This is a genomic window from Spirillospora albida (assembly GCF_000718255.1).
In the GTDB taxonomy this organism is placed as follows: domain Bacteria; phylum Actinomycetota; class Actinomycetes; order Streptosporangiales; family Streptosporangiaceae; genus Spirillospora; species Spirillospora albida.
This window is the reverse complement of record NZ_JOFJ01000001.1, coordinates 409,473-426,264: the sequence shown is the minus strand read 5'-3', so window position 1 is coordinate 426,264 and position 16,792 is coordinate 409,473. Positions and strand designations below refer to the sequence as shown.

Annotated in this window: 15 protein-coding genes and 1 tRNA gene; 5 read left to right on the top strand and 11 right to left on the bottom strand. The window is 74.3% G+C overall.

What is annotated here, in order from left to right:
• Positions 1-232 precede the first annotated feature (232 nt).
• Complete coding sequence (locus IE99_RS0102025) at positions 233-1,447, top strand: PucR family transcriptional regulator (RefSeq protein WP_037558451.1); 1,215 nt, start codon at positions 233-235, stop codon at positions 1,445-1,447.
• Between the two features lie 159 nt (positions 1,448-1,606).
• Here the strand turns inward: IE99_RS0102025 and IE99_RS29975 are convergent, their stop codons facing one another.
• The 7 genes from IE99_RS29975 to IE99_RS0101990 all read right to left on the bottom strand — a co-directional run bounded on the left by IE99_RS29975 (position 1,607) and on the right by IE99_RS0101990 (position 9,011).
• Positions 1,607-2,221 (bottom strand): Rv1733c family protein, encoded by a 615-nt coding sequence (locus IE99_RS29975; RefSeq protein ID WP_030145144.1) that lies wholly within the window; start codon positions 2,219-2,221, stop codon positions 1,607-1,609.
• Positions 2,222-2,365: 144 nt separating this feature from the next.
• A complete protein-coding gene (locus IE99_RS0102015; RefSeq protein ID WP_051711789.1) occupies positions 2,366-3,754 on the bottom strand; it encodes a WS/DGAT/MGAT family O-acyltransferase in 1,389 nt (462 codons plus the stop codon).
• A 29-nt stretch (positions 3,755-3,783) separates the two neighbouring features.
• Positions 3,784-5,181: a WS/DGAT/MGAT family O-acyltransferase gene (locus tag IE99_RS0102010; RefSeq protein WP_245623018.1), complete on the bottom strand. Its 1,398-nt coding sequence runs from the start codon at positions 5,179-5,181 to the stop codon at positions 3,784-3,786.
• A 125-nt stretch (positions 5,182-5,306) separates the two neighbouring features.
• Entirely contained in the window at positions 5,307-6,275 is a 969-nt protein-coding gene (locus IE99_RS0102005; RefSeq protein WP_030145141.1) for an alpha/beta hydrolase, read from the bottom strand.
• A 71-nt stretch (positions 6,276-6,346) separates the two neighbouring features.
• Positions 6,347-7,864: an MFS transporter gene (locus IE99_RS0102000; protein WP_030145140.1), complete on the bottom strand. Its 1,518-nt coding sequence runs from the start codon at positions 7,862-7,864 to the stop codon at positions 6,347-6,349.
• Complete coding sequence (locus IE99_RS0101995) at positions 7,861-8,544, bottom strand: LppX_LprAFG lipoprotein (protein WP_030145139.1); 684 nt, start codon at positions 8,542-8,544, stop codon at positions 7,861-7,863. The genes IE99_RS0102000 and IE99_RS0101995 overlap by 4 nt, the downstream gene beginning before the upstream one ends.
• Positions 8,545-8,627: 83 nt before the next feature.
• Positions 8,628-9,011, bottom strand: a complete 384-nt coding sequence (locus IE99_RS0101990) for a DUF7715 family protein (RefSeq protein WP_030145138.1) — start codon at positions 9,009-9,011, stop codon at positions 8,628-8,630.
• 168 nt (positions 9,012-9,179) lie between these two features.
• Between IE99_RS0101990 and IE99_RS0101985 the strand changes: the two genes are divergently transcribed.
• Positions 9,180-10,175 (top strand): DUF2637 domain-containing protein, encoded by a 996-nt coding sequence (locus tag IE99_RS0101985; RefSeq protein WP_051711787.1) that lies wholly within the window; start codon positions 9,180-9,182, stop codon positions 10,173-10,175.
• A gap of 86 nt (positions 10,176-10,261) precedes the next feature.
• Here IE99_RS0101985 and IE99_RS0101980 read toward each other — a convergent pair.
• Together IE99_RS0101980 and IE99_RS0101975 are read right to left on the bottom strand one after the other, a co-directional pair.
• A tRNA-Ile gene (locus IE99_RS0101980) sits at positions 10,262-10,335 on the bottom strand.
• Positions 10,336-10,434: 99 nt separating this feature from the next.
• On the bottom strand, positions 10,435-12,195 hold the full coding sequence (locus tag IE99_RS0101975; RefSeq protein ID WP_084219210.1) for an APC family permease: 1,761 nt from the start codon (positions 12,193-12,195) through the stop codon (positions 10,435-10,437).
• 313 nt (positions 12,196-12,508) lie between these two features.
• On the opposite strand from IE99_RS0101975, the gene ggt reads away from it, so the two are divergent.
• From ggt to IE99_RS0101960, 3 genes are all read left to right on the top strand, one after another.
• On the top strand, positions 12,509-14,389 hold the full coding sequence (gene ggt, locus IE99_RS0101970) for a gamma-glutamyltransferase (RefSeq protein WP_245623017.1): 1,881 nt from the start codon (positions 12,509-12,511) through the stop codon (positions 14,387-14,389).
• A gap of 50 nt (positions 14,390-14,439) precedes the next feature.
• Positions 14,440-14,802: a divalent-cation tolerance protein CutA gene (cutA, locus tag IE99_RS0101965; protein ID WP_037558449.1), complete on the top strand. Its 363-nt coding sequence runs from the start codon at positions 14,440-14,442 to the stop codon at positions 14,800-14,802.
• A 99-nt stretch (positions 14,803-14,901) separates the two neighbouring features.
• Positions 14,902-15,750, top strand: a complete 849-nt coding sequence (locus IE99_RS0101960; protein WP_037558447.1) for an oxygenase MpaB family protein — start codon at positions 14,902-14,904, stop codon at positions 15,748-15,750.
• Between the two features lie 25 nt (positions 15,751-15,775).
• On the opposite strand, the gene IE99_RS0101955 is transcribed toward IE99_RS0101960, so the two are convergent.
• On the bottom strand, positions 15,776-16,075 hold the full coding sequence (locus tag IE99_RS0101955) for a metal-sensitive transcriptional regulator (protein WP_030145132.1): 300 nt from the start codon (positions 16,073-16,075) through the stop codon (positions 15,776-15,778).
• A gap of 96 nt (positions 16,076-16,171) precedes the next feature.
• Entirely contained in the window at positions 16,172-16,762 is a 591-nt protein-coding gene (locus tag IE99_RS0101950; RefSeq protein ID WP_030145131.1) for a histidine phosphatase family protein, read from the bottom strand.
• Between the last annotated feature and the right edge of the window lie 30 nt (positions 16,763-16,792).

Here is a 16,792-nt window from a genome sequence, read left to right as displayed (position 1 = left end):
GCGCCTCCATCCGCATCGTGTGGCAGGCACCACAGCGTGCATCGTGTGGCAGGCACCACAACACGGGCCGGTCGGCAGCGTCTACGGGCGGCGGGCAAGACGGGGCGGGGGTCCAATCGAACCGTATTCGGGTTGTGTGGGCGCACAGTGCCGGGTCGGGGCGTTGCGAGCATCGACGCGCGTCGCCGACACTGAAGCGCCACGTGAGCTGCATCACCTCGGAGGTCGCCCAATGCCGTCAACCGCGTCGGTCCCCGTGTCGGCGGACCGCGAGGCCGCCCGGCTGGCCAAGGCGGCGTCCGGCCGGCTGCGCGAACGGCTCCCCGAGCTCGCCGACCGGCTCGTCGCCGACGTGCTCGCCGAGGACCCCGTCTTCACCGAGTTCGTCTCCCGCGACGACTTCTGGGAGTCGGTGCGCGACAGCCTGGACGCCGGCATCGAGTCGATGGCGCGCCGCGTCCGCGGTCAGCGCCCCGACCTGTCGGTCGCCGAGCGGATCGGCCGGCGCCGCGCCGAGCAGGGCCTGCCGCTGGAGTCGCTGCTGCGCTGCTACCGGATCGGCGGCCGGATCGTCTGGGAGGCCCTCATCGAGGTCGTCGCCGAGGACGACCCCGACGCGCTGCCCGTCCTGCTCCGCTACGCCAGCACGGTGTGGCACACGATCGAGCGGCAGTCGACGGTCGTCTCCGAGGTGTACCGGCGCACAGAGTCGGAGCTGCTGAAGCGCAGCGGCGAGCGCGTCCAGGCCCTGCTGGACGCGCTGCTGGAGGGGCGCGGCGCCGACGGGGGCCTCGCCCAGGCCGCCGCGGCGGCCCTCGACCTGCCCGAGCACGGCCGGTACGCGGTCGCCGTGGTCCGCACCCCCCGCCAGGCCCCGGGGTTCGCCGAGCGCCCCGAGGAGCTGTCGGGCCTGCGGTTCGTGTGGCGGACCCGCACCGACGCCGAGGTCGCCGTCATCTCCCTGGGCGCCGCGGGCACGGACGAGGTCCTCGCCGCGCTCGGGCCGCTCGTGAAGGGCGAGGCGGGCCTCAGCACCGTCGTCGATGGCCTCGCCGGACTCGGCCGGGCCCGCTGGCTCGCCGAGATCGCCCTCGCCACCTGCCGCCCCGGGGAACGCGGGCTGGTCCGGCTGGACGAGCGCCTGCCGACCGCCCTCGTCGCCGCCCAGCCGGAGCTCGGCGGCCTGCTCAGCGCCGGCGTCCTCGGTCCCCTCGCCGCCCTCGACGCCGCCGACCGCGAGGTCCTCCTGGAGACGCTCCGCACCTGGCTGGAGTGCGACGGCTCCGCCATGCGCACCGCCGGCCGCCTGTACTGCCACCGCAACACGGTCTTCAACCGCCTCCGCCGCCTGGAGCAGCTGACGTCCCGCTCCCTGCAGCGCCCGAGGGACGTCGTCGAGCTGACCCTGGCTCTGGAGGCCAACCGCCTGCTCAAAGACAACGCCTGAGCAGGGACCGCACTCGCCAGGCTCGCCGTCACCCCCGGACGGGCCTCAGCCGGCGCGAACGCGTGACCTGGCCGGTGCGGCGAAGCCGCAGGCGAGCCGCACCGGGCAGATCGCGAAGCGATGTCGCGTTCGCCGAAGGCGCGGCCCTGAGCCGGGACTTCAATTCAACGCAGCGTCCATGCGGGCCCAGGCGGCGTCCCAGGCGGCGTCGCGGCGGCGGTCGCACTGGCGGCGGACCAGGGCGTAAAGGAGGAGGGCGGGCATCGCGCAGCCGATGACGGTGGCGGTACCCGCGTACACCGCGTCGGTGACGGTGCGGCTGTGCGGGCGGGGACGGATCGTCGGGGCGCCGTCGCGGTCGACCCAGATGGCGCGGGTGGCGCCCGTCTTCGCGTTCTTCCAGCTGGGCAGGGTGCCGCTGTGCGCCTGGCCCCGCGCGTCCGTCCACGTGGCCCGGACGGTCTCGTGGATGTAGCGGTCGCCGGAGCCGGGGCCGCCCATCGAGACGACCGTGGCGGTCGCGCGGTGGCGGGCCGCGTGCTCGGCCCGCTCGGCCTGCGTGCCCGCCCGGTAGGACCAGGCGGCCGCGGAGGCGGCGAGCGGCGGGGCGGTGCACACCAGCAGGACCAGCAGCGAGAGCGCGACGGCGCGCTGGACGCGGTCGACGCGGCGGCGCAGGTCGTTGTGCTCCAGGCCCCAGCGCCTGCGCAGGCGCAGGCACGGCCCGCCGCGCCGGACGGCGCCGGGGCCGGGTCCGATGCCGAACCTGCCCACCCGCGTCACCTCCCCGGAAGCTCCCGGCAAGAGGTTCGTGACCGCCGAGGTCCAGGATATTCCGGAGTTCCCCGATCGGCACGCGGGTCCTGTCCGAATCGGCCGGATCCGGAGGCCGTATGCCGGGCGGATGTCCGTAACCGGTCAGGCGTGCGAGGGCGCGGAGGCCTTCTCCGCCGCGCGCAGCAGTTCGTCCAGGCCACTCCGCACGCCCTTGCCGAGGACGTCGAGGTCCGGGACGGCGTCGAAGTCGGCGGTCAGCCCGAAATGCAGCGTCCCGCAGTAGGAGACGATCGCGGTGACGATGCGGATCCCCCCGGTGAGCGGCACGTACGGGTGCATTCCCAGCAGCCTGCGCCCCATCACGTAGAGCGGGAAGTCGGGCCCGGGGACGTTCGTCGTCACGGTCTGCACGAGATCCTGCCGGAGCCTGACGGGGATCCGGGTCCCGAGCGACAGGAGCGCGGGCGCGACGGCCGTGTCGGTGAGGCGGGTGATCGTCTTGGTGCCGGCGGCCTGGTCGGTGCGCTTCACGTCGTCGGTCTGCTCCCTGATCCGCCGCAGCCGCTCCAGCGGGTCGTCGACGCCCACCGGGAGGTTGACGAACACGGCCGCGACGCGGTTGCCGCCCTCCTCGCCGGTGCCGCGGACGGACACCGGCACCGCGGAGCGGACGACGGTGTCCTCGGTGACGCCGCCGCGCCCGTTCAGCAGGTCCCGGTACCCCGCCGTGGCGGCGGCGAGGACGATGTCGTTCACCGTGCCGCCGAGCGCCGCCCGCACCCGCTTGACCTCGGCGAGCGGCAGGTCCTGCCAGCACCATCGGCGGTGCGGGCCGATCGGCCCGTTCAGCGACCCGGCGGACGGCGTGGTGAACCGGGCGGTCGTGCGGCCCAGCCCGAGCGCGAAGTCCCGGATCCGGCCCGCCTCGCGGAGCACCCCGGCGCCGCGCGCCGCGTCCGTGATCTGGGCGAGCGGCCGGGTGACGGCGCGGCGCGCCGAATCCACGAGCAGGTACGGGTCGGACGGCTCGGGCTCGGCCTCCCACGGCTCGGGTTCGCCCGGCGGGACGTAGTCGGGTGTGAGGTCGAACATGACGGTCGCGAGGTCCATGCCGGCGACACCGTCCACCATGCAGTGGTGCACCTTGGCGATCAGCGCCCAGCGGCCCTCCTCCAGGCCCTCGACCAGCCACAGCTCCCACAGCGGCTTGCCCGGGTCGAGCCGCTGGGCCAGGACGCGGCCGGACAGGTTGCGGAGCTGCTCGGCCGTGCCCGGCGCGGGCAGCGCCGTGTGGCGGACGTGGTAGAGGATCTGGAAGTGCGGGTCGTCCACCCACACGGGCCGCCCGAGATGCAGGGGGACGCCGCGGACCCGCTGCCGGTACCGCGGCACCAGGGGCAGCTTCGCGACGATGGCGCGCACGAGGTCGCCGTAGGACGGGGCGGGCCCGTCGAACACGAAGACCGAGGCGACGTGCAGGGGGGTGTTCTCGTCTTCGAGGAGGAAGAAACTGGCGTCGAGGCCGCTCATGCGATGCACGGGGGGATCACCTCTCTTGGTCAGTCGCCGTCGGCGAGCCCGGCCAGCTCGCCGAACCCGGCCCGGATCCCGTCGGCGAGGACGTCCAGGTCGGGCATGCCGTCGAAGTCGCCGGTGAGCCCGAACGTCAGCCGCCCCTCGTAGGAGAAGATCGCCACCCCGGCGCGGACGCCGGCGGCGAGCGGAACGAACGGGTACAGGCCCTCCAGCCGCCGCCCCAGCACGTACAGCGGGAAGGGCGGGCCGGGGACGTTCGTCACGACGGTCTGCACGAGCGGCTGGGCATGGCTCAGCGCGTACCGGGAGCCGAGCGCCAGGAGCGTCGGCGCGAACCCGGCGAGCCCGGCGAGGACCTCCCCGCCCACCGCCTGGTGGGTGCGCTTCACGTCGTTCATCTGGCGGCGGATCTGGAACAGGCGGCGGCGCGGGTCCTCCTCGCCCGCGGGGAGGTTGACGAGGACGCCCGACACCCGGTTGCCGACCTCGCCGTGCTGGTCGCCGGTCCGGACGGAGACGGGCACGAGGGTCCGGACGAGGGTGCCGCCCGCCAGCTCGCCGCGCTCCGCCAGCACCCGCCGGAACCCGGCGGTGACCGCCGCGAGGATCACGTCGTTGACGGTGCCGCCGAACGCCTTCCGGATGCGGCGGATCTCGTCCAGGTCCGCGTGCGTCCACATCCAGCGGCGGTGCGGTCCGAGCGGGCCGTTCAGCGATCCCGTGGTCGGGCGGGCGATGCGGCCGAGGGCGCGCGGGAACTCGACGCCGACGGTGCGCAGCGTCCGGCCGCTGATCAGCCCGCGGGCGAGTTCCGGGGCGCGGGCGACCTGCCGCAGCGGGCCCGCGACCTGGTCGCGGAGCCCGGAGGCGAGCAGCGCCGCCGAGGAGGGGGCGGCCGCCGCCTTGGGCAGCTCCGCGGGCTCCTCCGGCGGCTCCGGTTCGCGCTCGAGATCGAACAGCGTGGTCAGCAGGTCGACGCCGCCGACGCCGTCCACGACGCAGTGGTGCACCTTGGTGATCAGTGCCCAGCGGCCGTCGGCGAGGCCCTCGACCAGCCAGACCTCCCACAGCGGCTTCGCCTTGTCGAGCCGCTGGGACAGCACCCGCCCGGCCAGGTTGCGGAGCTGCTCCGGGTCGCCGGGCGCCGGGACGGCCGTGTGGCGGACGTGGTAGAGGATCTGGAAGTGCGGGTCGTCCACCCACACGGGCCGCCCGAGGTTCAGCGGCACGGTCCGGACCCGCTGCCGGTAGCGGGGCACGCGCGGCAGTTTCGCGACCACCGCCCGCACCACCTCGCCGTAGGTGGGCGCCGGTCCCTCGAAGACCGTCACCGACGCGATGTGCAACGGGGTCGTCTCCGACTCCGCGAAGAAGAAACCCGCGTCGAGCCCGCTCATCCGCTCCATGTGGTCGTCCTGCACGGTCGCACCGTCCTGTCCTCACCGGGGGATTCCTAACCACTCCCCGCCGATGCCCCGTCCAATCGGACAGAGGGAATCAACGGCCCGAACCGGACGGGATGGTTGTCAGGGGACCACCGGCGTGCTCAGGCGGCGATCGAATCGCGCCGCGCCGCTCCGGCGGTATGCTCGCGCACGAACGCGCCGACCTCGTGCAGCGCCGCCAGCCCCTCCGGAATCAGGTCGGCGAACACCTGGAAGACGTGCACCTGCCGCTCCCAGATCTGCAGCCGGCACGGCACGCCCGCGTCGGCGAGGCGGTGCGCCATCAGCTCCGCGTCCGGCAGCAGCATCTCCGTCGACCCCACCTGGATCAGGACGGGCGGCAGGCCGGCGAGGCTCGCGTTCACCGGCGACAGCATCGGGTCGAGGGGGACGGCGCCCTCGGTGAGCAGCGTCGCGAGCCGCTCGACCCGCGCGGCCGGCAGGTAGGCGTCCAGCGCCGCGTTCGCGTGCCCGACCTTCGTGGTGTGGTCGAGGTCGGTGAGCGGCGCCAGCGCGACCAGCGCCGCCGGGGACGGCAGCCCGTCCGCGAGGGCGTTCAGCGTCGCCGCGAACGCCAGGAAGCCGCCCGCCGAGTCGCCCGCGATCGCGATCCGGGACGCGTCGTACCCCTCGTCCAGCAGCCACCGGTAGGCGTCCGCGCAGTCCGCGACCGACGTCGCGAGCGGCGCCGCCGGGAGCTGCCGGTACGCGACCGACAGCACCGACGCGCCGGACGCGGCGGAGATCCGGGCGACCATCCGGCGGTGCGTCCGCAGCCCGCAGGAGAAGAACCCGCCGCCGTGGAAGTACAGGACGACCTGGTCGGGGTCGGCCTGCGGGGCCCGCACCCACTCGGCGTGGAAGCCGGGGAACGCCACCTTCTCGACTCGCGCCCAGCGCGGCGCGGGCAGCGCCAGCGGCGCCGCCGCGTCGATCGCGAACGCGGGCCGCAGCCCGTGCCTGCTCAGCGGCCAGTAGTTCAGCAGGGGACCCACCGTGGCCCGCAGGCCTTGCGCGGTCAGCCGGGCCCGGACGGTGGCGCCCGGACGCTGCTCGATCACCGGGTTCATCGGCGTTCTCCCCTCGGCCCCGGCCCGCCCAATGGCGGCGCGGGGCTGGGGGGATCCTGCAACCCGGGTGATCAGCGTGTCAAGAGTTCGTCCCGGGACGCGGGAGCCGGAACGTCCCCGTTCCGCCCGGCGGTCACGGTCAGTGCGAGCAGCGCACCCAGCGCGCACAGCGCCGCCGTGATCCAGAAGATCTCCTGGTACTCGCGGCGCAGCGCCTCGTCCAGCGCCGCGTTGTAGATCTTCATGCGGCGCTCGAACTCGGCGTCGGGCATCCCGAACGGCAGCGGCGGGCGCAGGTCGGCGGTCAGCACGTGGAACCGGTGGAACCCCCACGCCGACAGGGCCGACACGCCGAGCAGCATCCCCATCATGCGCGCGACGACGACGGCCGCCGACGCGACGCCGTGCCGTGCCGCCGGGACGAACGCCAGCACCGCCGACGACACCGGCGCGATGACGAGGCCCAGCCCGAAGCCGGTCACGACGAGGTCGACGTCCATCCGGGGGAGCGGGCCGTACGACGCGTCCGCCAGGTCGGCGGGCCAGCCCGCGATCAGCAGGTAGCCGCCCGCCGAGACCGCCATCCCGGCGGCCATCGGCCACCGCTCGCCGTACCGGCGGGCGATGAGGCCGCCCGCGATCGCCGCGATCGGCAGCGCCACGAGGAACCGGGTCAGCAGGAGCGCGCCGTCCAGGTCGTCCTTGCGCAGGACGGTCTTCGCCACGAGCACCACGTCGACGAGCGTCACCATCAGCGCCGCGCCCGACAGCAGGCTCACGCCCAGCGTGGCCAGCAGCGGGCCGCGCCGCACACCGGTGAGGTCGAACAGCCGCGTCCTCGCCCGCAGCTCCCAGAGCACGAACACCACCAGCGCCGCGGCGCCCGCCGCCAGCAGCGGAGCGCCCCACGGTGGCAGGGCCGACTCCTGCGGCTCCGGGTTGTAGACGCCGCCGACCAGCAGCCCGAGGCCCAGGGCGAGCAGCAGGCCGCCGACGACGTCCACGCCCGGACGCGGCCCCTCGCCCCGCCCGCCCGGCACCGCGTACCAGACGGCGACCATCGCGACCGCGCTCAGCGGCAGGTTGATCCAGAAGATGGCCCGCCAGTCCATGACGGCCGCGATGCCGGCGCCGTACAGCGGGCCGAGCACGCTGCCGAGCTCCTGCGCCGCCCCGACCGCGCCGAGCACGACCGGCCGCTGCCGCTCGTCCCACAGGTCGCCCGCGAGGGCCATCGTGACCGGCAGGAGGGCGCCGCCCGCGATGCCCTGGACGACGCGTCCGGCCGTCAGGAGCGGGACGCCGTGCGCGAGCGCCGTCACCGCCGACCCGGCCGCGAAGAAGAACAGGCACGCCTGCAGCGGCGCCCGCCGGCCGAACCGGTCCGACAGCTGCCCGATCAGCGGCATCGCCGCCACGTAGCCCAGCAGGAAGCCGGTGAGGACGGGGGTCACCCGCTCCAGCCGGTTGACCGGGATGCCGAGGTCCTTGATGATCGGCAGCAGCACGGTGGTGACGACGTAGGCGTCCAGCGCGGCCAGCAGCACCACCGCGCCGCCGGCCCCGATCGCGACCCGGCGGCGGCTCACCTCGGCGCGCTGATCTTGTAGGGGACGTCGAACTCGGTGCAGTCGATGACCACCGCGCCCTTGCCGTCGGGGAACTGCCCGCGCACCTTCACGAGGCGGTTGTCGGCCTTGTTCACCCAGAGCCGGCCGCGCAGGTCGCTGTCGATGCCGGGGACGAGCCCCGCGATCCGGTCCTTCGGCAGCGTCACGCCGACCCGGTAGGTCTCCTTGCCGTTCACCTTCTCCTCGGCCTCGGCCCTGGGCCCGGTCACCGAGCCCAGCAGCTTGGCGATGCCGCGCTCGGGGTCGAGGACCGCCGACGGGTCGTAGGTGCCGGCGGCGAGGGCCTTCGGCAGCCGCTGCCAGCCGCCCGTCCCGGGGTTCAGGTAGATGACCGGCCCCAGCGCGACGACCTTCATCTCGACGTTCTGGCCGGACCGCTCGATGGTGAGCGTGCCCTGCGCGTCCCCGCCGCGGAGCAGCTTCATGTCGGCGCCCTTGACCATGATCGGGGTCGTGCCGTCGGACGACACCGTGAACCCGACGCTCTTCAGGTTCCCCATCGCGGTCGCCGACCGCTGGACCACCTGGGCGGCGTCGAAGTCCGCCTTGGTGCCGCCGTCGCCGCCGTCGCCGCTGCAGGCACCGGTCGCCACGAGTGCCAGGGACAGCGGGGCGAGGGCCAGGATGCGTCTGAACATAGGCGGACCCTACCGACGCCCCTGTGCACGCGTCACTCCGCGTCAGGTCTGATGCGGCCTCATCCCGCAGGGGGACGCGGGCGTCACACCACGACGCGCCGGACGACGATCTCGTTCAGCCGCCGCTCGACGACGGCGCCCACCGGCCAGTCGCGGACGAGGCAGCGCAGCAGCGCCGCCTCGTGCTCGGCGAACGTGGGGTCGCAGCCCTGCTGCTCGAGGCTGGAGCGGATCGCCTCCACGTAGTCGGCGTCGGTGAACCCCGGGACCTCGCGCACCATCGCGGTCGTCGTCGCGCGATGCGAGTTCAGCCCGGCGAAGGCGCGGCCGCAGCCGCATCCGCCGTCGGGGTCGTCGCCGTCGCGGTCGCACACGGCGCCGATGTGCACGAGCTCGCCCTCGACGCACCAGTCGAAGTCGTTGTCGCGGAATCCCTGGCTGGAGTCGGTGGCGGTGAGCAGTTTCAAGGCCGTCCCCCCTCGTCCGTGGACCCGACAACGGTACGCCGCGCCTACGACACAATCCCGCCCGATCCCCCCTGTCGCACCCGTCCGATGCACATCTTCGGGGGGTTTCGGGCGCGATGGGCGACTTCTCGCGCTACCGTCCCGTGGAGATCACCTGAGGAGAGCACCGTGGACCAGCCGCTGACCCGCGCCCAACGCATCCTGGCCGCCGTGGGCGGGCTGTTCTTCGCCGGGCTCGCCGCGCTCGGCGGCTATGGGTCGTTCGCGTCCGTCCGGGAGGTCGCCGAGCCCTGGTTCGGGGACCGGGCGTGGATCGTGCCGGCCGGCGTCGACCTCGGCATCCTGGCGCTCGTGGCGGTCGCGCTCCTGCTGGAGTGGCTGGCGATGCCGATGCCCGCGCTGCGCTGGACGGCCTTCGCCTTCACGGCGGCGACGGTGTGGCTGAACGTCTCCGCCGCGCACGGCGATCCGACCGGCATCGTGATGCACGCCGCGATGCCGGTCCTGTTCGTGATGTTCGTGGAGGCCGTCCGGCACGCGATCCGCCGCCGCGCCGGGATCGCCGCGGGCCTCGTCCGGGAGGGCGTCCCCGCGGCCCGCTGGCTGCTGGCGCCCTTCTCGACGTTCCGCCTGTGGCGCCGCATGGTCCTGTGGCAGATCACGTCCTATCCGCGGGCGCTCGAGGCCGAGCAGCGCCGCCGCCACGCCCTGGCCCTGCTGACCGCCCGCTACGGCCGGCGCTGGAGGTCGCAGGCCCCCGCCGACGTCGTCTGGATGCTCCGTGACGGCGTCATGCTGGACGAGGCCCTGGCCCGCGTGACGGCCCTGACGGCCCCGCCGCCCGAACCGGACCCCGTTCCGATACAGGCCCCCGCTCCGATACAGGCCCCCGCTCCGATACGGGAGCCCCGGGCCGAAGAGCCCGTGCGGCCGATGCCGGAACTCCGTCCGGAACCGCAGCCGAAGAAGCCCCCCGCCAAGGTCACGGCGGACATCGAGGCCCGCGCCCTGGTCGTCCTGAACAAGGAGCCCGACATCACGGGCGCGGAGCTGGGCCGCCGCCTCCACCTGAGCCCCCGCCAGGGCCAGCGCCTGCTCCAGAAACTGAGGGCGGTGCCCCAGAACGGTGAGGCCATCCCGCAGGCGGCGCACACCCGGACGTGAACGACGCCCCGGCCCCCGCGGCGGCTCCCGGAGAGGGCGGCCACGGTGCGGGCGAGCCGAGCTCGGCGGGCGCGCCGGCCCGGCCGTAGGGCGGGTGGGGCTCGAACCCACGACCGGGAGATTATGAGTCTCCTGCTCTGACCAGCTGAGCTACCGCCCCGAGGCGTTCCCCCGGTGCCGGACGCCTGGTGATCGGGGGTGTGCCGGTCGTCATCTTAGCGGCGGGGGCGGAGCGGGAGCCACCGCGGAGCCACGGGCCTCAGCGGCGGTGGCGGCCGCCGCCCTGCTGGGGTGGCCATTCCTCGTCCGGGCGCGGCGGGCGGGGGGCGGGTTCGTACGGGGCAGGGGAGAAGGCGCCGCTGTCGTCCCGGCGGTCCGGGGGACGGGGCGCGGACGAGTACCGCCCCGTCGGGTACGGGGTGTCGGGGGGTGGCACCCGGTGCGGGTCGGGCGGCGGCGCGCCCCAGGCGCCGGGGAACGGCACGGCGCCCGGCGGCGGGGCGGGGGCCATCGGCGCGGCGACCGGGCGTTCCGGCGGCGGGGCCTCCAGCAGCGCCCGCAGCTCGCTGCGACGGCGCCCGTAGACGAGGTAGACGACGAGCCCGGCGGCCATCCAGATGGTGAAGTAGCCCCAGGTCTGCACCTTGAGGTTCAGCATCAGCCAGCCGGTCGCGAGGATCGTCACGATCGCGGTGAGCGGGGCGGCGGGCACGCGGAACGGGCGGTGCAGGTCGGGCTGGTCCCTGCGCAGCGCGAGGACGGACGCGGCGACGAACAGGAACGCGAACAGCGTCCCGATGACGACCATCTGCTCCAGCGTCAGCACGTCGACGGTCTGCGACATGACCACGGCGGCGCCGCCCGCGACGAGCGTGGCGCGGGACGGGACGCGGTAGCGGCTCATCCCGGCGATCGGGCGGGGCAGCAGCCCGTCGCGGGACATCGAGAACACGACCCGGGTCAGGCTGATCAGCACCACCAGGATCACGGTGGTGAGCCCGAGCACCGCGCCCACATCGATGATCTTCCCCATGGAGTCGGCGCCGACGAGCTCGAACGCGTCGGCGAGCAGCGGCGTGGACGTTCCGCGGTCCCCGTAGGAGACCATCCCGACCATGGCGACGGCGACGCCGACGTACAGGACGACGGCGATGAGCAGGCTCGCCAGCATGCCGCGCGGCACCTTGCGGGGCGCGTCGTCGGTCTCCTCGGACGCGGTGGCGATCAGGTCGAAGCCGATGTAGGCGAACGCGATCGCGGGCGCGGCGGCGAAGATCCCCCAGATCCCGAACACCTCGGGGGCGCCGCCGCCGACGGCGCCGAGCAGCGCGTCCAGCACGGACCGGGAGTCCTCGGGCGCCTCGCGGGCGGGCGGGACGAACGGGGTGAGGTTGCCGGGGGAGAAGAACTTCAGGCCGGTGGCGATGACGAGCCCGATGACGATGAGCTTGGCCGTCACCATGAACCAGAGGCTCTTCAGGCTCATCCGGCTGCCGGTGGCGAGCATGAGGATGAGCAGCAGCAGGATGCCGAGCGCGAAGAGGTCGAAGCCCTTCTCCTGGCCGATGATCCCGGCGAGCCGGGACGGGACGGGCACGCCGAAGTCGGCGAGCGCCTGCGTCGCGTACAGGGACCAGGCGCGGGCGACGACGGACGCGGCGAGCAGCAGTTCCAGGATGAGCGCCCAGCCCACCACCCACGCCCACACCTCGCCGAAGGCGACGTAGCTGAAGGAGTAGGCGCTGCCCGCCACCGGGATGATCGACGACAGTTCGGCGTAGGAGAGGGCGGCGAGCAGGCACACCGCGCCCGCGATCAGGAAGGAGGCGATCACGGCGGGGCCGGCGGTGGTCGCGGCCTGCTCGCCGGAGATCTTGAAGATGCCGGCGCCGATCATCACGCCGAGGCCGAGCACGATGAGGTCGCGCGTCCGGTACACGACGCGGAGCCGGTGCCGCCCGCCGTACAGCCGGCCCGTCGCGTGCTCGACGGGGAGGCGCCGGAACATGGTGGTGCTCATGGGGGGTCCCAGGTCGATCGGTCGCGGTCGCGGGCCCGCGTGCGCGCCGTGTTTGCGCGGGAGGGCCGTGGAAGCCCCTAAGAATTCACCAGGTATGACCCAATTCGCAATGATTTCCTGTGGATTGCCATCGACGTTGTCATGTCGCGACGAATGAGCCCGGCTCGACATTGGGATCTCTTCGGAATGGTCGCGCTCCCACCTCTCCGGCGCATCCGGACGGCCTCCCGCGTCCGGGGTCGGCCGCGCGCCGATGGTGGCGTCCGGGCGGGATCGGTGCGACGGTGGGGACGCCGCGTTCTCAGGAGGTCCGGTGATCCGTCGCTCCCAGCCGCCCACGACCCTCCCCGGCCGGTTCGCGGGCCGCCGCCGCGCGCCGGGCACGGCGCTGCTGGCCGCCCTCGCGACGGCCGCCGCGCTGACCGTCCCCGGCGCCGCGGGCGCGACCCAGCCGGGCACCGGCTTCGCGCCGCCGAAGCGGCACGTCGCCACCGGCTACGGCGGCGCCGTGTCGACCGTCGACCCCGACGCCAGCCGCGCCGCCCTCGACGTCCTGCGGCGGGGCGGCAACGCGATGGACGCGGCGGTCGCGGCGGGCGCCGTCCTCGGTGTCACCGAGCCCTACGTGGCCGCGATCGGCGGCGGCGGGTACATCGTCCACTACGACGCGCGGACCCGCCGGGTGCACGCCTTCGACGGCCGCGAGTACGCGCCCCGGGCGATGCGCGCCGACTCCTTCGTCGACCCCGCGACCGGCGCGGCGATCCCGTTCGCCGAGGCCGTCACCAGCGGCCTCGGCGTCGGCGTCCCCGGCACGCTCGCCCAGTGGGACCTCGCGCTGCGCCGGTTCGGCACCCGCGACCTCGCCACGCTGCTGCGGCCCGCCATCCGGACCGCCGAGCGCGGCTTCGTCGTCGACCAGGAGTTCCACGACCAGACCGCCGTGAACGAGGCGCGGTTCCGCGACATCGTCCCGACCCGCGAGCTGTTCCTGCCCGGCGGCGAGGTCCCGGCGGTCGGCTCCGTGTTCCGCAACCCCGACCTCGCCCGCACCTACCGGGAGCTGGCGCGGCGCGGCCCCGGGTGGCTGTACGAGGGCGGTCTGGGCCGCGAGGTCGTGCGGACCGTCCGGAGGCCGCCCGTCGACCCGGCCGCGACGCGCAACGTCCGGCCGGGCCTGATGCGGATGGACGACCTCGGCGAGTACCGGGCGCAGCAGCGCACGCCGACGCACGTCGCCTACCGCGGGCTGGACGTGTACGGGGAGCCGCCGTCCTCGTCCGGCGGGTCCACCGTCGGCGAGGCGCTGAACATCCTCGGCGGCTTCCGCCTGGACACGAAGGACCCGGTCGGCGCGCTGCACCTGTACCTGGAGGCGTCGAAGCTCGCCTACGCCGACCGCGGCGCCCATGTCGGCGACCCCGCCCACGTGCGGGTGCCGCTGAAGGAGATGCTGTCGCGCGGGTTCGCCCGCGAGCGCGCCTGCCTGATCGACCCCGCGCGGGCCGCCGAGGCGCCCGTCGCGCCCGGTTCCCCGGACGGGCGCTACGACCCCTGCGTCCCGCCCGGCGGCGCGACCGGCGCCCTCGCCTACGAGGGGCCGCAGACCACCCACCTCGTGGTCGCCGACAGGTACGGGAACGTCGTCGCCTACAACGTGACGATCGAGCAGTTCGGCGGCAGCGGCATCACCGTCCCCGGGCGCGGGTTCCTGCTGAATAACGAGCTGACCGACTTCACCCTGCAGCCGCCCCCGGCCGGCTCGCGTCCCGACCCGAACCTGCCCGGCCCGCACAAGCGGCCCCGCAGCAGCATGGCGCCGACGATCGTCCTGAAGGACGGCCGGCCCAAGTACGCGCTCGGCACGCCCGGCGGGTCCACCATCATCACGACGGTGCTGCAGATCCTGCTGAACCGCGTCGATCTCGGGATGACGCTGCCCGAGGCGGTCGCCGCCCCGCGTGCGACGCAGCGCAACACCCCGCTCGTCTTCGCGGAGCAGGGGTTCCTCGACCGGTACGGGACGCCGCTCACCGCGCGCGGCCACCGGTTCGGGGTGTTCCCCGGCCCGCCGCAGGGTGTGATCGGCGCCGCGACGGCGCTGGAGGTGCTGCGGCCGGGGCTGGTCCAGGCGGTCGCCGAGCCGGTCCGGCGCGGTGGCGGCAGCGCGCTCGTCGTCCACCCCGTGAAGTAGCGGACGGCGACGGCCCGGTTACGATCGTTCGAGGGGGAAGGAGTCGTGCCATGGCGCGGTCTTACGTTCAGGTGACGACGACCACGGACGCGCGGTCGGAGGCGGCCGAGCTCGCCAAGTCGGCGGTGGCGGAGCGGCTCGCGGCGTGCGCGCAGCTGGTCGGCCCGATCGCGAGCACCTACTGGTGGGAGGGCGAGATCGAGTCGGCGGAGGAGTGGATCGTCGTGTTCAAGACGACCGCCGACCGGTTCGACGAGCTCGCCTCGCTGATCACCGAGGGTCACTCCTACGACACACCGGAGATCATCGCGACGTCGGTGGTGGCGGGCAGCATGGACTACCTCGCCTGGGTCGCCGAGCAGACCGAGCCCGCCGATCCGGACGAGGACGCCGACAGCGGGACGGGAGCCTGACGGGAAAATCGGTGTGACCTGCACCATTTGCGGGAAATAAGCCTTAAGTTACTCCGGACGGGCGTGCCCCGCACGCCCCCCGGAACGGAAGGCGGTCCCATGGGTGCGGAACACGGTCTCTTCGGCCCCGGCTCGGTGACCTGGCGGGTCATGGGCGAGCCGGTCCTGTTCGTCGGCGGGATCCGGGCCCTGCTGCTCCAGGCGCTGCATCCCCGGACCATGTGGGGCACCGCGCAGAACTCCGAGCTGATGGACCCGGCGGCCGCCTGGGGACGGCTCGCCCGGACCGTCCAGTTCGTGAGCGTCCGCACCTACGGGACCGAGGCGGAGGTCGAGCGGGTCGGGCGGCGCGTCCGCAAGCTGCACTCCAAGCTGACCGGCCTGGACATGCGCACCGGCGAGACGTTCCGCGTCGACGAGCCCGAGAACCTCCTGTGGGTCCACATGGGCGAGGTCGACTCGTACCTGGACGTCGCGCGCCGCGCCGGGGTGCCGCTCACCGGCGCCGACGCCGACGCGTTCGTGGCCGAGCAGCGCCGCGCCGCCGAGGTCGTCGGCCTCGACCCCGCCACCGTGCCGGGGTCCGTCGCCGAGATGCGCGACTATTACGCCGGCATGCGGGAGGGCATCTGGGCGTGCCGGGAGGCCAGGGAGGGCCTGCGCCGCATGTTCAGCCCGGCGGTCCCCGCCCATCTGATGCCGCTCAAGCTCGCCGCCCCCGCCCTCGGGACGCTGGTCGTGTCCACGCTGCCGCGCTGGGCGCGCCGCATGTACGGCCTGCCGGGGCTGCCGACGTCCGACCTCGCCGCGACGCTGGCCCTCAAGACCCTGTACCGGACGTCGCACGCCGTGCCGGAGCGGTACCGCTACTCGCCGGACGCGCGGCGGGCGCTGCGGCTCACACGCGAGCACGAGGCCGACCTCGCCACCTGGGCCGTCGCCTCCTGAGCCGCCCCTCCCGGGCCGGGGCCCGTCACCCGCGGCGCATCAGCCTGCCGACGGCGGCCATCAGCTCGGTCGACATCCGGTCGCCCTTGCCCTCCTCGGCGCCCTCGGCGACGCAGTGCCGGACGTGCCCGTCCAGCAGGCCCAGCGCCACCTTGTCCAGGGCGGCCTGGACGGCGCTGATCTGGGTGAGCACGTCGATGCAGTACCGGTCGTCCTCGACCATCCGCTCGATGCCGCGCACCTGCCCCTCGATCCGGCGCAGCCGGGTCTGGAGCTGGTCCTTCGTGGCGGTGTAGCCGCGGACAGGGGTCTCGCTGGTCGCCATCTCCGTCCTCCGTGATCATCGGGGGCGTGCACCCCGGGAGGCAAACCCCCCTGGGGGTATGTTATACGGACGGACGGGACGCGCCACCGGTCGCGTTCACGGCGCCGGGACGTTCCAGGACAGGATCACCGGCCGGTCGTACTCGGTGCCGAGGCTCGACACGGTGCCGGTGTCGAGGCGGAACAGGCGGCCGAGCGCCGGTTCGAGGCCGAGCCACCGGGCGGTCAGGATCCGCAGCAGGTGCCCGTGCGCCACCACCGCGACGTCCCCCTCGTCGAGCAGCGGGCGGACCCGGTCCAGGGCCGCGTCGACCCGGGCGCCGACGCTCTCGATGCTCTCACCCGGATGATCGGCGTCACCGGGGACCACGCCGTCGGTCCACAGGTACCACCCTGGCCGGTCCTCGCGGATCCGCGCCGACGTGATGCCCTCGTAGCCGCCGTAGTCCCACTCCCACAGGTCGGGGTCCCTGGCGTCCACGGCGAGGCCCGCGAGCTCGGCCGTCCGCAGCGCGCGCTCGGCGGGGCTGGACACCGTCCGGACGAACCGCCGGCCCGCCAGCGGCCCCGCCAGTGCCCGCGCCTGCTCCTCGCCGCGCGCCGTCAGCGGCAGATCGGTCCGCCCGGTGTGCCGGCGCGCCCGGCTCCACTCGGTCTCTCCGTGCCGCACGATGATCAGCTGGCCCATGCGGGCCACTCTACGGGCGGCTCCCCCGGG

Coding starts and splice junctions, on each gene's coding strand:
- IE99_RS0102025 (WP_037558451.1), top strand. CDS start 233: ATGCCGTCAACCGCGTCGGTCCCCGTGTCGGCGGACCGCGAGGCCGCC.
- IE99_RS0102015 (WP_051711789.1), bottom strand. CDS start 3,754: ATGAGCGGCCTCGACGCCAGTTTCTTCCTCCTCGAAGACGAGAACACC.
- IE99_RS0102005 (WP_030145141.1), bottom strand. CDS start 6,275: ATGAACCCGGTGATCGAGCAGCGTCCGGGCGCCACCGTCCGGGCCCGG.
- IE99_RS0101995 (WP_030145139.1), bottom strand. CDS start 8,544: ATGTTCAGACGCATCCTGGCCCTCGCCCCGCTGTCCCTGGCACTCGTG.
- IE99_RS0101975 (WP_084219210.1), bottom strand. CDS start 12,195: ATGAGCACCACCATGTTCCGGCGCCTCCCCGTCGAGCACGCGACGGGC.
- cutA (WP_037558449.1), top strand. CDS start 14,440: ATGGCGCGGTCTTACGTTCAGGTGACGACGACCACGGACGCGCGGTCG.
- IE99_RS0101960 (WP_037558447.1), top strand. CDS start 14,902: ATGGGTGCGGAACACGGTCTCTTCGGCCCCGGCTCGGTGACCTGGCGG.
- IE99_RS0101955 (WP_030145132.1), bottom strand. CDS start 16,075: ATGGCGACCAGCGAGACCCCTGTCCGCGGCTACACCGCCACGAAGGAC.
- IE99_RS0101950 (WP_030145131.1), bottom strand. CDS start 16,762: ATGGGCCAGCTGATCATCGTGCGGCACGGAGAGACCGAGTGGAGCCGG.